Below are 13,076 nucleotides of genomic sequence, written 5' to 3'. Positions count from 1 at the left end.
CTGCTATTTCCAAGTAAATTAGTCGGGATTACGCCATGCCAACGACCACCTCATCCCAGCCTGCTTCTAAGCTTGAGCATTTACCCTTAATGCGCTTGGCTTTTAGGCCTTTTTTTCTGTTGGCCGCGCTGTTTAGTGTGGCGTCCCTCTTGGTGTGGTTGGCCTTCTGGCACGGCACTATTTTGCTGCGACCTTATGGCGGCCTGGTGTTCTGGCATCAGCATGAAATGTTGTTTGGTTTTGCCGCGGCGGTGGTAGCGGGATTTTTACTAACCGCTGTGCGTAATTGGACAGGGTTGCCGAGTTTAAACGGTGGGCCGCTACTGGGTCTGGTGGTGCTATGGCTATTGGGTAGGGGGCTGATGGCTTTTCCTATGGATTTGCCAGAATGGCTGCTGCTGGTGGTTGACCTAGCGTTTCTGCCAATTGTCGCTATGGTTATGGCGCGTCTAGTTATCACCGCAAAGCGTTGGCGCAACTTGATCTTTGTACCTGTGCTGTTGCTGTTTGCCACGGCTAATTTGGCGATGCACTTGGGAGTCATGCAAGGTGATGCCGACCTGATCCGCCAAGCGGCCTACTTAGCCGTGCTGTTAATTACCCTGATGATGACCGTCATTGGCGGGCGTGTGATTGCCATGTTTACTGCCAATCGTTTGAGCCGCACCAAGCCTGAACCGATTGCTTTACTCGAAAGAGTGACGCTGGTTAGCACGGCTGGCGTCGTCGTGCTGCAGCTTGTCATCATGCTTGGTGTTGCCATGCCTGCTTCATTAATGGCTGGGGTGATGCTCTTAGCGGCGTTGGCTAATAGTGTTCGTATGGCGCGCTGGGGTGGGCTGCACAGTTGGCGCGAGCCTTTACTTTGGGGGCTCCACGGTAGCTACGCCTGCATTCCACTAGGGCTTATCATGTGGGGCTTGGCACTGATGGGGCTGATGCGCGTTGAGATTGCCGTACATGCCCTGACCATTGGTGGTATGGGCACCATGATGCTGGCCATGATGGCCAGGGTTGCGCTAGGCCATACGGGCCGCCCCATACGCACATTGCCTGGTATTGGTGTGGCGTTGGGCTTAATGCTAATAGCCGCCTTAGTGCGCTCACCCGTCCTGGCGTTATTTCCCCAGATTACCCACTGGACCTATACGCTGAGCATCATCTTCTGGTGCTTGGCCTACGCAATATTTCTCGCGCACTATACTTGGCCGTTGATGCAGGCGCGAGTCGACGGGCAGGATGGTTAGGGAGCGCTATGCGCTGACGGTAGGAATGCGCATAAGTTGCGCCAGTTGAGATTGTTGACTGCCCAGCAGGTCGGCCAATGTGTAGTGGTCGAGTACACTTAGAAATGCTGATAGTGCATCATTAAGTATCGGTTGAAGGCGACATGCCGGTGTAATGATGCAGGCGTTGTCGCTATGAAAGCACTCCACTAATGCCATGTCATGCTCCATCTCGCGTACTAGCTCGCCTAACCCAATGGTTGCGGGGTCCCGTGTCAGTAGTAAGCCGCCATTCTTGCCACGAATGGCGGTAACGTAGTTCTTTTGACTTAGCTCTTGAACGATTTTCATCAAATGATTGCGTGAGATATTAAAGGTCTCGGCAATCTCGTGAATGGTAGAGCGCTCCTCTCCCTTGGTAGCAAGAAAGATCAAGACGCGTATCGAATAATCAGTGAATCGGGTGAGGTGCATGGAGTGTGTTTTGCTCCGAGAGTAATCCAGCTATAAAAAGCATGTTGTATGAATGTTCAGTGAGTTGCAATGTAAACGTAGTTGAAGGCCTGCGAGCATATTCCACTCCGCTACAGCAAGCATTCAAGCACGGTTTAATTTTAACAGTGCCAACCGTCTATTCCTTTACGTTGGCCGCTCTATCACCTTGGGGGTAGATAGGGTGTATATGGAGGTAATCACGCAGTAATTCGCTTGTCGATCACGCAGAATCCACTCCATGGAGCCCGCCTGGCGGGTACGCAAATTTCCGAGGAGCCTGGAGATCGACCATGAGTCACTTCATAGATCGGCTGAATTTCTTTCGCAAGTCCCGCGAGCCTTTTGCCAACGAACACGGTGAACTACGCAGTGAATCACGCCAGTGGGAAGATAGCTATCGTGCCCGCTGGCAACACGACAAGGTAGTGCGTAGCACCCACGGGGTGAACTGCACCGGCTCCTGTAGCTGGAAGATCTACGTTAAGAACGGTTTAGTTACCTGGGAAACCCAGCAGACAGATTACCCCCGTACCCGTCCCGACCTGCCTAATCATGAACCGCGTGGCTGCCCCCGTGGTGCCAGCTACTCCTGGTATCTGTACAGCGCCAACCGCCTGAAGTATCCATTAGTGCGCAAACCGCTGCTGGCGCTATGGCGCGAAGCGCTAAGGGATAACCCAGACCCGGTCGACGCCTGGGCGTCTATTGTTGAAGACTCCGCCAAAACCAAACAGTACAAGCGTGCTCGCGGCATGGGCGGCTTCGTTCGCGGTAACTGGGACGAGCTTAACGAGTTAGTCGCTGCCTCTAACGTTTACACCGCCAAGCAGTACGGCCCCGACCGGATCATTGGCTTTTCGCCGATTCCCGCCATGTCGATGGTTAGTTACGCCGCGGGTAGCCGCTACCTGTCGCTGATTGGCGGCGTCTGCATGAGCTTCTACGACTGGTATTGTGATTTGCCGCCGGCCTCGCCAATGACCTGGGGCGAACAGACCGACGTACCTGAATCCGCTGACTGGTACAACTCCGGCTACATTATTGCCTGGGGCTCCAACGTGCCCCAAACGCGTACCCCGGACGCCCACTTCTTTACCGAAGTACGTTACAAGGGCACCAAGACAGTTTCGATCACCCCGGATTATGCCGAGGTTTCCAAACTCACCGATGAATGGTTGTCCGCCAAGCAGGGCACCGATGCTGCTCTGGCGATGGCCATGGGCCACGTCATTCTCAAAGAGTTTCACCTCGATAACCCGAGTGCTTACTTCACGGACTATGTGCGCCGCTATACCGACATGCCGTTCCTGGTGGAACTGGAAGCGCGTGAAGATGGCAGCTTCGCACCGGGTCGCCAACTGCGAGCCAGTGATTTTGATGCTGCCCTGGGCCAGGAAAACAACCCTGAGTGGAAAACCGTCGCCTGGGACGAAATCCGTGACCAGTTGGTGGTGCCTCGCGGTTCCATCGGCTTCCGCTGGGGCGAAACTGGCGATGAAGTGGGCAAGTGGAACCTGGAGTCACTGGACGCTGAAGGCACTGACATCAAGCCGTTACTCAGTTTGGCCAACCACCACGATAGCGTCGCTCGCGTGGTGTTCCCTTACTTCGGTGGTATCGAGCACGAGCACTTTGAGCACGTCAAAGGGGCCGGTGTCGGCGCGGCTGACGACCTACTGTTCCACAATTTGCCTGCCAAACGGCTTAAGAGAGCCGATGGCAGCGACATGCTGGCGGTCACCGTTTTTGATCTGATGTGTGCCAACTACGGTATCGACCGTGGCTTTGTCGGCGACGGCGAAGATGATGGCGCGACTTCGTTTGATCAGATTCGCCCCTATACCCCGGCGTGGCAGGAGAGAATCACCGGTGTCCCAGCAGAGCAGTGCACCCGCATTGCCCGTGAATTTGCCGACAACGCCCATAAAACCAACGGCCGTAGCATGATCATCGTGGGTGCCGGTATGAACCACTGGTACCACATGGATATGAACTACCGCGGCCTGATCAACATGCTGGTCATGTGCGGCTGTATCGGTCAAAGCGGTGGCGGCTGGGCCCACTATGTTGGCCAGGAAAAACTGCGTCCGCAGACTGGCTGGACGCCTTTGGCTTTTGGCCTCGACTGGCAGCGCCCGCCGCGCCACATGAACTCTACTTCCTTCTTCTATAGTCACTCCTCTCAGTGGCGCTACGAGAAGCTTGAGATTAAAGAAATTCTTTCACCGCTGGCCAAGGCCGAGGATTACCCCGGCAGCCTGATCGACTTTAACGTGCGCGCTGAGCGTATGGGTTGGCTGCCGTCAGCGCCTCAACTGGACACTAACCCGCTGCTCCTAGCGAAAAAAGCCGAAGCCGCGGGTATGTCGACAGCCGATTATGCCGTTCAGCAGCTCAAGAGCGGTGAACTGCGCTTTGCCGCGGAAGACCCGGACGCGCCAGAGAACTTCCCGCGCAATATGTTCATCTGGCGCTCCAATCTGCTGGGCAGCTCCGGTAAGGGCCATGAGTACATGCTCAAGTACCTGCTGGGTACTCGCCACGGTATTCAGGGTAAAGACCTGGGCGATTTCGGCGGCCAGAAGCCCGAAGAAGTGGTATGGCGTGATGAGGCGCCGGAAGGCAAGCTCGACCTGCTGGTGACGCTGGATTTCCGCATGTCCACCACTTGCCTCTACTCGGATATCGTGCTGCCTACGGCAACCTGGTATGAGAAGGACGACCTTAACACTTCTGACATGCACCCCTTTATTCACCCCTTGACTGCCGCCACCGACCCGGCTTGGGAATCGCGCAGTGACTGGGATATTTATAAGGGTATTGCCAAAGCATTCTCCAAGGTGTGTGTCGGTCACCTGGGCGAAGAGACCGACCTGGTCACGCTGCCGATGCAGCACGACTCGCCAGGAGAATTGGCCCAGCCGGCGGTGATGGATTGGAAGAAGGGTGAATGCGCGCCGATTCCCGGCAAGACCATGCCGTCGCTGATTGAGGTCAAGCGCAACTATCCCGAAACCTATGAGCGCTTCACCTCTGTAGGGCCGCTGCTGGAAAGCATCGGTAACGGCGGCAAGGGCATCGCTTGGAACACCGATGCGGAAGTCGAGCTGCTGGGCAAACTCAACCATCGCAAGTTGAATGGCCCGCATAAAGGGCGCCCGTTGATCGACAGCGCTATCGATGCCGCCGAGATGATTCTGACTTTGGCACCGGAAACCAACGGCGCCGTGGCAGTAAAAGCCTGGGATGCACTCTCCAAAATTACCGGGCGTGACCACACCCATCTGGCGAGGCCCAAGCATGAAGAAAAAATTCGCTTCCGCGATATCGTCGCTCAGCCGCGCAAGATTATCTCCAGCCCGACCTGGTCTGGCCTGGAGGATGAGCATGTCTCCTATAACGCCGGTTACACCAACGTTCACGAGCTGATTCCGTGGCGCACCGTGAGTGGTCGTCAGCAGTTCTATCAGGATCATGCCTGGATGCGCGCGTTCGGCGAAAGCCTGCTGGTCTATCGTCCGCCCATCGATACCAAGGCAGCCAAAGGCTTCCAGCTTCCCGCCGACAACGGCTTCAAGAGCAAGGCGCTGAACTTCCTCACGCCGCACCAGAAGTGGGGCATCCACTCCACTTACTCGGACAACCTGCTGATGTTGACGCTCAACCGAGGCGGCCCGGTGGTGTGGCTCTCCGAGGCGGACGCGGCAGAGATCGAGATTGAGGACAACGACTGGATCGAGGTCTACAACGCCAACGGCTCGATTGCCGCGCGGGCAGTGGTCAGCCAGCGGGTCAAGGCGGGCATGGTGATGATGTACCACGCCCAGGAGCGCAACGTGAACGTCCCTGGCTCTGAGGTCACCGGCACGCGGGGCGGTATTCACAACTCGGTCACCCGTGTCTGCCCCAAGCCAACCCATATGATCGGCGGCTACGCGCAGCTCTCTTACAGTTTTAATTATTACGGCACCGTCGGCTCAAATCGCGATGAGTTCGTGTTAGTGCGCAAGATGAAACACGTTGACTGGCTGGATGGTGAAGGCAATGACAGTGTTCAGGAGAACGTGGCTCTTAAGAACAGTACTAGGGAGGCCGTGAAATGAAGATTCGTTCCCAGGTAGGCATGGTTCTCAACCTTGATAAGTGTATCGGTTGCCACACCTGTTCGGTGACCTGCAAAAATGTCTGGACCAGTCGCGAAGGTATGGAGTACGCCTGGTTCAACAATGTCGAGACCAAGCCCGGTATCGGCTATCCCAAGGAGTGGGAGAACCAGGCCAAGTGGAAGGGCGGTTGGATGCGCCGTAACGACGGTCGGATTGAGCCGCGTATTGGTGGCAAATGGCGGGTGCTGGCGAATATCTTCGCCAATCCCGACCTGCCCGAAATGGATGACTACTATGAGCCGTTCACGTTCGACTACCAACACTTGCATACCGCTAAGATCGGCGAGCACCAGCCGGTAGCGCGCCCTCGCTCGCTGATTTCCGGTCAGCGTATGAAAAAGATCGAATGGGGCCCCAACTGGGAAGAGATTCTTGGCACCGAGTTCGCCAAGCGGCGCAAAGACGCCAACTTCGACAAGGTGCAGGCCGATATTTACGGCCAGTTCGAAAACACCTTCATGATGTATCTGCCGCGCCTGTGCGAACACTGCTTGAACCCTACCTGTGTGGCGTCCTGCCCCAGTGGTGCTATCTACAAGCGGGAAGAGGACGGCATCGTTCTAATCGACCAGGATAAGTGCCGTGGCTGGCGGATGTGTATCTCCGGCTGTCCCTACAAGAAGATCTACTACAACTGGAAAAGCGGTAAGTCCGAGAAGTGTATCTTCTGTTACCCACGTATCGAGGCCGGTCAGCCGACCATCTGCTCCGAGACCTGTGTGGGCCGCATTCGCTATCTCGGTGTACTGCTGTATGACGCTGATCGTATCGAGGAAGTGGCAAGCTCCCCGGATGAGCGTGACCTCTACCACCGCCAGTGCGAGATTTTCCTAGATCCCAACGATCCGGAAGTGATTGCCCAGGCCAAGCGAGATGGCATCCAGGATAACGTCATCAAGGCCGCCCAGGCCTCACCGGTCTACAAGATGGCTATCGACTGGGGGCTGGCACTGCCGCTGCACCCGGAATACCGCACGCTGCCGATGGTGTGGTACGTGCCGCCGCTGTCGCCGATTCAGTCCGCCGCTGAGGCGGGGCATGTGGAGTTTGACGGCATCCTGCCCAAGATCGAATCACTGCGTATCCCGGTGAAGTACCTGGCTAACCTGTTGACCGCAGGCGAAGAGGAGCCCGTGGTATTGGCACTCAAGCGCTTAATGGCGATGCGTGTCTACATGCGCGGCAAGCACGTGGATGGAGCCCCCAACGCCGACGTGCTCGATGCCGTGGGGCTGAGCGTGGCTCAAGTAGAGGAGATGTACCGCTACCTGGCCATTGCCAACTACGAGGATCGTTTTGTGATCCCCACCAGCCATCGGGAAATGGCCACCGAAGCCTTCCCTGAGCGCGGAGGATGCGGTTTTACCTTTGGTGATGGTTGCCACGGTGAGAGCCAGCCCAACCTGTTCAATGGCCGTAAGCAGACCAGCATGTTGGTGAAACCGGTAGAGGTCTTCGACCCGCAGCCACAACTTGAGGAGTCTCGTCATGACTGAAGCCGCTACCCAATCGCCGACCCCGGTAGAGTCGACGTTCGAACCGCCACAGGGGATGCGTAGCCTACGCGTACTGGCCCGCCTGCTCGATTACCCGATAGAGGAACTGCAGGATGCCAGCGGCGAGCTCATCGAAATTCTCAATGCCGAGCGCCGCCTTGGGGCGGCTCTCAAGTCGTCGCTAATGGAGTGGTGTCAGCGTCTCCAAGAGGGCGACCTGCTTGAGCTGCAGGCCGAGTACGTCGCCATGTTCGATAAGGGGCGGGCTACGTCGCTGCTGCTATTTGAGCACGTTCACGGTGAATCACGTGACCGTGGTCAGGCCATGGTGGATCTTATGGCTGAGTACAGCGCGGCCGGCTTTGAGCTGTATGCCCGTGAACTGCCCGATCATCTACCGGTATTTCTTGAATACCTTTCAATGTGCGACGAAGCCGAGATAGGCCGCTGGCTGGGCGAAATACGCCATATTCTAGCGCTGCTGACGGCACGGCTGGAGGAGCGGGGAGCGGATCACGCCCTGGTGCCACTGTCACTATTGGCGTTAATCGGCGCCGAAGGAGATGTTGAGGAGCATCGGCCCCAGGTCAAAAAAGAAGCGCCGGACAACACCCCCGAAGCCTTGGACGCCGTATGGGAAGAAGAAGCGGTGCGTTTCTCAGCGACCTCTGACGAAGACTGTGCGCTGCAGTCTGCTGAAGGTCGCCGCTTGGCTGAGCGCAAACACACCGTTCAGAGCCAGCCGGTACGCATTATGCCTGCTCCGTCTTTAAATGCCTCTTCCGCTCCTTCCGTCGATCGTTAATAGGAGAATCACCATGTATGACGCGATTGCGCATTACTTAACCCACCTGATCTACGGTTACTACCCCTATCTGGCTGGCACGGTGTTTCTGCTTGGCAGCCTGCTCCGTTTTGATCATGGTCAGTACACCTGGAAGACCGGTTCTAGCCAGATGCTCTCTTCAAAGCATATGCGCCTGGCCAGCAACTTGTTTCATATCGGTATTATCGTGATTTTCTTTGGCCATCTGGTGGGCATGCTCACACCGCACTGGGTTTATGAGCCGTTCCTGCACGCCGGTACTAAACAGCTAGTGGCTATCGTGGTGGGCGGTATTGCCGGTGCCATGTGCGTGGTGGGCGGCGCCATGTTGCTCTATCGTCGTCTGGCCAACCCGCGCGTAAAGGCGTCGTCGAGCATGATGGATACCTTGATCCTGGGCTTGATCGTCTTACAGGCGTGCCTAGGTATGGTGACCATCATCTTCTCGTTGGGCCATATGGACGGCGAGATGATGCTAACGCTCTCCAGCTGGGCGCAGTCGATTGTGTTCTTCAGCGGCGGTGCGGCGGATTACATGCAGGAAGTGTCGTGGATCTACAAACTGCATATCTTTATCGGCTTAACCATCATCCTGTTGTTCCCCTTTACCCGCTTGGTGCATGTGTGGAGCGCGCCGTTTGGCTATGTGACCCGGCGTTATCAGCTTGTCCGCCGCCGCAGCTAAAAACTAGCTAGTGCTCGGCCAGGCCTAGAGGAGAAATAACATGCAGATGATTGATATCGAACAGTTACCTGGGGGCGTTGCTGCGCCTCCGGTACGTGTCGGCGACACCCCTATCGATGAAGCAACGATTGCGTTGGAAATGCAGTATCACCCCGCCGAAACGGCGGAAGAGGCCCAGCTTCAGGCCGCCCGTGCGTTGGTGGTCAGAGAGCTGCTTCGCCAGCGTGCTAGCGTCCTGGGCCTACTATCGACACAGGACGTTAGCCAGGCACAGGAAGATGCGGCGATTGCTGCCTTGCTCGAACAGGAGCTTGAGGTGCCCGAACCGGGGGACGCAGATTGCCAGCGCTTTTTTGACACCCACCGCGAGCGCTTCAGCGAACCGGTGCAGTTACGCGTTCGGCATATTCTGCTTGCGGCCGCACCCGATGACTCCCTGGGGCGCGACGACGCTTACCAGCTTGGCGAAAAGCTACTCGAACAGCTTAATCAGATACCCGAACGGTTTGCCGAATTTGCTCAACACCACTCCGCGTGCCCTTCAAAAGAGCTGGATGGTGATTTGGGTTGGCTAGTGTCGGGGCAAACCGTTCCAGAGTTGGACCGCGCTTTGCAGCACCTGCCCCCAGGCCTCCATGAGCGTCCCTTGGCGTCCCGCTATGGCTGGCACGTGGTCAGTATTGACGAACGAAAAGAAGGCCGGGCGTTACCTTTCGATCAAGTGATTGACCGGGTGCGCCATAGCCTACGGGAACAGGCAACTCGACGTGCGCTGCGTCACTATTTGCTGATGTTAGAGAGCGAAATAGGCGTCGAGGGAATTGTTCTGGATGACGATGCTGGCGGCAGCTTGATGCAATAGCTTGAAGCAATAGAAAAGCTAATAGGAGAGGCTTGATGTCCCATGTTCCTGTAGATGCTCTTTTCATTCCGCTTGGCATCGCGGTGTTAACCGTTTCCGATACGCGTGGATTCGATCAAGATGGCAGTGGTGACTTACTCGCCGCGCATCTTATTGAAAGCGGCCATAACCTAATGGAGCGGCGCATCGTGCCTGATGATATCTATCAGGTTCGCGCTGTGGTGTCGGAATGGATTGCGCGTAACGAAATTCAGACGATCCTGGTGAATGGCGGTACGGGCTTCACTGCTCGCGATACCACACCTGAGGCGCTAGTTCCTCTTTTTGACAAAGCAATTGAGGGGTATGGCGAGCTGTTTCGCTACTACTCTCTGCAAACGATTGGCACGTCGGCTATTCAATCTCGGGCGGTGGCGGGGGTTGCCAACCAGACACTGTTGTTTGCGATGCCCGGTTCGCCCAAAGCATGTGAATTGGCGTGGGAAAAAATCATCTCATTGCAACTGGACTCCCGCACGCGGCCCTGCAACTTTGTAGCAATGGTGTTGCCTTCTGCTCCTGCCTGTAGCGGACGTCAAGTAGAAACAACCTCTCATGTTTCGGAGTGCTTATGAACTGTCAATGCGCAGACATAGTCACGCCCGGGTTGTTAGGCTTATTTGATGCACGCCAACGAGTTATCGACGCAGCCACGCCGATTAATGGCGTAGAAAATGTCTCCCTTGAACAGTCGGCGGGGCGAGTGCTGGCAGAAACGGTAGTGGCACCTATCGATATGCCAGGTGTGGACAATAGCGCTATGGATGGTTACGCGCTGTGTCTGGCTGATTACCAAGCGGCACCTCGCGGTGCAGGCCTACCCATTCTCCAGCGCGTGCCAGCTGGCGCAGGTGTCATGCTGCTACCCGAAGGGGGCTGCGCGCGTATTTTTACCGGCGCGCCGGTACCCATAGGGGCGGATATTGTGGTGCCTCAAGAGCGGGTAACCCTCGAAAAGCGCGGGCATATACACCTCGATGGTAGCTTGGTGCTAGGCGCTAATATTCGCCGTCAAGGCGAGGAGACCCGCATGGGAACCCCGCTACTCGCTGCGGGTAAGTTTCTTGACGCAGCGTCGATTGCGCTTCTGGCAAGCCACGGGATCAATATCGTTGCCGTCAAGCGGCGCCTACGGGTGGCATTGCTCTCAACCGGCGATGAGCTGATTGCCCCAGGCACGGTGCGATCTCCCGGACAAGTATACGACAGCAATCGCGCCATGCTTAACGTACTGCTCGCACAAGCGCAGTGCGATGTAGTGGATCTGGGTGTCATCGCTGATTCGCCGCAGTCATTGCACCAGGCCTTTGAGCACGCACAAACCATTGCAGATGTGGTGATATGCACCGGTGGCGTTTCGGTAGGCGAGGAGGATCACGTTCGTCCGGTGATCGAGCAACGCGGTGGGCTACATTTTCATGGTGTTGCGATGAAACCCGGAAAGCCCTTCGCGTTCGGTTATCTAGGCGCGGAGCCTTCCACTTGCACACCTTTATTGGCGCTGCCGGGTAATCCCGTGGCCTCCCTGGTGGGCTGGCAACTGCTGGCGCTGCCGTTTATTCATGCTATGCAGGGTCGACACTTAGCTTCGCTACAGTGTTTTCCAGTAACAGCGGGCTTCTCTCAGCGTGGGCCCAAAGGGCGCTGCGAGCTATTACGGGTAGTGTTGGATTGGTCACAGGGGAGTCCCTTGGCGCAGTTAGCGGGCGGACAGGGCTCGCATATGCTTGGTGCGGCTAGCCAAGCTGATGGTTATTTAATGATTAACCCCGAAATCGATGTGGCAGAAGGGGAGGCGTATCACTACTACCCCATCAATCAGTTCGCCGCTTGAATCACTTTTCAGTCGTGACCACTGACCTCGTTAGTTTTTTTATAGGAGAGGGTATGTCTTCACATCACAAACCCCGCGCACTGATTTATGCTTGTTCCGGCTGTTCTGATGTTGCGCAACTTGCCAATAGTGTTGCCCTGCGACTTGACCATGCAGGAGAGGCAGAAATGTCGTGCATTGCCGGTGTCGGTGGTGGTGTGCCCGGCTTGGTGCGCATTGCCCGCTCTGGGCGGCCTATCGTAGCCATTGATGGGTGCCAGATGCACTGTGCCAGCCACTGTCTCGCCAACGCGGATGTGATACTCACAGAGCACGTAAAGCTATATGAAAACGGCCTGCGCAAGCGGCGGGGTCAGTTTTATGATGAGCAAACAATCACCGAAGTGACCGCAGAGGTAAAGGAACTCATTGCTCGGCTGCCCGTTAATGCCAGTTCCCAAGGGGAGCCCGTAGAATGAGTGCGCTAGTCGATGGGTTTGGCCGTACGGTGCGTTACCTGCGCATATCGGTAACGGATCGTTGTGACTTTCGCTGTGTGTATTGCATGGCCGAGGAGATGACCTTCCTGCCTCGAGCCCAATTGCTGACCCTTGAGGAAATAGCCACCCTTTCGCAGGCATTCGTCGAGCTGGGCGTGGAAAAAATCCGTCTAACTGGCGGTGAGCCGCTGGTACGCCAGGGCGTGCTAACGTTAGTGCAAAAACTCGCTGAATTGGAGGGCCTGCGCGAGCTAGCGATGACCACCAATGGTTCAGGGCTGGTCAAACATGCCGCTGCTTTGCGGCAAGGCGGGCTACATCGGCTCAATATTAGCCTTGACTCGCTCAAGCCTGGGCGCTTTAAAGCATTAACTCGAACAGGTGACTTAAACCAAGTGATCGCGGGTATCCGTGCTGCACGTCGCGCCGGTTTTCAGTCGATTAAGCTCAACGCCGTATTGCTTAAGGGGCGTAATGACGACGAAATTATCGACTTGGTGAACTTTGCCCGGGATGAACAAGTCGATATCAGCTTTATCGAGGAGATGCCGTTAGGCGCTATCAGTGAGCATAACCGTGGTGAAACCTTTCTTTCCACCGATGCGGTACGCGAGACCATCGAAAACCATTACCAACTCCTACCCACTACCGAGAGCACCCTAGGGCCATCCCGTTATTATCGCATGGCGGATAGCCAGTCGCGGATTGGCTTTATCTCTCCCCATAGCCACAATTTCTGTGCTGCTTGTAATCGTGTTCGAGTGACAGCAGAAGGGCGGCTACTCCTCTGCTTGGGCAATGAGCACTCGGTAGATTTACGCGCCGTCATGCGACGTTATCCGGGGGAGATCCAGCGCCTAAAAGCAGCCATTGTGGGGGCGATGACGAAAAAGCCTGAGCGGCACCACTTTACGACCGATGGCGAGGTTCAGGTTTTGCGATTTATGAATGTAACTGGCGGTTAGTGC

The 13,076-nt window shown here is 56.2% G+C and carries 11 protein-coding genes; 10 read left to right on the top strand and 1 reads right to left on the bottom strand.

From position 1 onward, the window contains the following. Positions 1–35: 35 nt before the first annotated feature. Positions 36–1,247 carry an NnrS family protein gene (locus NDQ72_11270; protein WKD26656.1) on the top strand — a complete coding sequence of 404 codons (1,212 nt, stop codon included), beginning with the start codon at positions 36–38 and terminating at the stop codon, positions 1,245–1,247. Between the two features lie 6 nt (positions 1,248–1,253). Here NDQ72_11270 and NDQ72_11265 read toward each other — a convergent pair whose 3' ends face one another. Then, entirely contained in the window at positions 1,254–1,700 is a 447-nt protein-coding gene (locus NDQ72_11265; protein ID WKD26655.1) for an Rrf2 family transcriptional regulator, read from the bottom strand. A gap of 311 nt (positions 1,701–2,011) precedes the next feature. On the opposite strand from NDQ72_11265, the gene NDQ72_11260 reads away from it, so the two are divergent. From NDQ72_11260 to moaA, 9 genes are read left to right on the top strand one after another with little or no spacing between them, the layout of a single operon-like run. After that, positions 2,012–5,824, top strand: coding sequence for a nitrate reductase subunit alpha (locus tag NDQ72_11260; GenBank protein WKD26654.1), 3,813 nt, complete (start codon positions 2,012–2,014; stop codon positions 5,822–5,824). Then, entirely contained in the window at positions 5,821–7,383 is a 1,563-nt protein-coding gene (gene narH, locus NDQ72_11255) for a nitrate reductase subunit beta (protein ID WKD26653.1), read from the top strand. The genes NDQ72_11260 and narH overlap by 4 nt, the downstream gene beginning before the upstream one ends. Beyond that, positions 7,376–8,188: a nitrate reductase molybdenum cofactor assembly chaperone gene (gene narJ, locus NDQ72_11250; GenBank protein ID WKD26652.1), complete on the top strand. Its 813-nt coding sequence runs from the start codon at positions 7,376–7,378 to the stop codon at positions 8,186–8,188. Before narH ends, narJ begins: the two co-directional genes overlap by 8 nt. Before the next feature lie 13 nt (positions 8,189–8,201). After that, positions 8,202–8,894: a respiratory nitrate reductase subunit gamma gene (gene narI, locus NDQ72_11245; GenBank protein ID WKD26651.1), complete on the top strand. Its 693-nt coding sequence runs from the start codon at positions 8,202–8,204 to the stop codon at positions 8,892–8,894. 40 nt (positions 8,895–8,934) lie between these two features. After that, the gene (locus tag NDQ72_11240; protein WKD26650.1) at positions 8,935–9,756 is read left to right on the top strand and encodes a peptidylprolyl isomerase; all 822 of its coding nucleotides are present in this window, start codon (positions 8,935–8,937) and stop codon (positions 9,754–9,756) included. A gap of 35 nt (positions 9,757–9,791) precedes the next feature. Then, complete coding sequence (moaB, locus tag NDQ72_11235; protein ID WKD26649.1) at positions 9,792–10,370, top strand: molybdenum cofactor biosynthesis protein B; 579 nt, start codon at positions 9,792–9,794, stop codon at positions 10,368–10,370. After that, entirely contained in the window at positions 10,367–11,629 is a 1,263-nt protein-coding gene (locus tag NDQ72_11230) for a molybdopterin molybdotransferase MoeA (protein ID WKD26648.1), read from the top strand. The genes moaB and NDQ72_11230 overlap by 4 nt, the downstream gene beginning before the upstream one ends. Before the next feature lie 53 nt (positions 11,630–11,682). Continuing rightward, entirely contained in the window at positions 11,683–12,087 is a 405-nt protein-coding gene (locus tag NDQ72_11225; protein ID WKD26647.1) for a putative zinc-binding protein, read from the top strand. Continuing rightward, a complete protein-coding gene (gene moaA / locus NDQ72_11220; GenBank protein WKD26646.1) occupies positions 12,084–13,073 on the top strand; it encodes a GTP 3',8-cyclase MoaA in 990 nt (329 codons plus the stop codon). Before NDQ72_11225 ends, moaA begins: the two co-directional genes overlap by 4 nt. Positions 13,074–13,076: the final 3 nt, after the last annotated feature.

It is taken from the genome of Halomonas sp. KG2 (assembly GCA_030440445.1).
Lineage (GTDB): Bacteria > Pseudomonadota > Gammaproteobacteria > Pseudomonadales > Halomonadaceae > Vreelandella.
Note: the sequence above shows the minus strand (reverse complement) of the source record. Positions and strands in the feature narration are given on the sequence as shown.